This window comes from Nocardiopsis sp. NPDC055879 (assembly GCF_053615935.1).
In genome coordinates this window covers 1-1013 of record NZ_JBSHCT010000116.1, presented here as the reverse complement: position 1 = coordinate 1013, position 1013 = coordinate 1, and the positions used below count along the sequence as shown (strand labels likewise).

The window sequence follows — 1013 nt, the reverse complement described above, 5'->3', positions numbered from 1 at the left end:
AGAAATAGTGAGTTGCGTTGCACACACCCCTTTGTGAACTGACTATCTATTGAGTCAAGACGTAACCCGGAGGCAAACTCGCGGCAACCCGCGAGCAGCCCTCCGAAGAAGGGTGCCGTACACATCCGGCGCTCAATGGAGGAGGAACCCATGGCGACCCAGAAGGGCGTCGATACCCCCGACACAACGCCGGTCAAACCCGAGGAGAAATCCTCGCAGGGGATGACCCGCGGTCGTGTCATCGGACTCGTTCTCGGTCCCCTGCTCGGTCTCCTGGTTTTCCTCGTGATGCCGGAGATGCCACTGCCGCTGGGTGACGGCGAGACCGAAGAGGTCATGTCCGTCAACGGTTCGGTCGTCGCCGCAGTCACCGTCTGGATCGCCATCTGGTGGGCCACCGAGGCCCTGCCGATCCCGGTGACCTCCCTGCTGCCCTTGGTGCTCTTCCCGCTGATGGTGGAGGGCGCGGAGGTCGGGGACGTGGCCTCCGCGTACGGCTCCGACACGATCTTCCTGTTCATGGGCGGCTTCATGCTGGCCCTGGCGATGCAGAAGTGGAACCTGCACAAGCGCATCGCCCTGACGATCGTCTCCAAGGTCGGCTCCAACACGGTCGGCCTGGTCGGCGGCTTCATGATCGCCACCGGTTTCATCACCATGTGGGTGTCCAACACCGCCACCGCCGTGATGATGCTTCCGGTCGGCCTCTCCGTCATCGCACTGATCGCCCAGTTCCGTGGTGGACGTACGGACGCGAACTTCGCCACCGCCCTGATGCTGGGTATCGCCTACTCCTCGTCCATCGGCTCGGTCGCCACCCTGATCGGCACCCCGCCCAACGTCCTGATGGTCGGCTACCTCGCCGACGCTCACGACATCAACATCGGCTTCGGCCAGTGGATGATGGCCGGTGTGCCACTGGCCGCGGTCTTCATGCTGATCGCCTGGTTCGTCCTGACCCGCCTCTTCAAGCCGGGGGTGAAGAAGGTCGAGGGAGCCCAGGAGATGATCCG

1 protein-coding gene is annotated in these 1013 nt (G+C 63.6%); it reads left to right on the top strand.

Annotation, left to right across the window (positions count from 1 at the left end):
• Nucleotides 1–150 precede the first annotated feature (150 nt).
• Nucleotides 151–1013 (top strand): SLC13 family permease (locus tag ACWGKS_RS30140; RefSeq protein ID WP_452525136.1); only part of this gene is annotated, 863 nt, incomplete at its 3' end.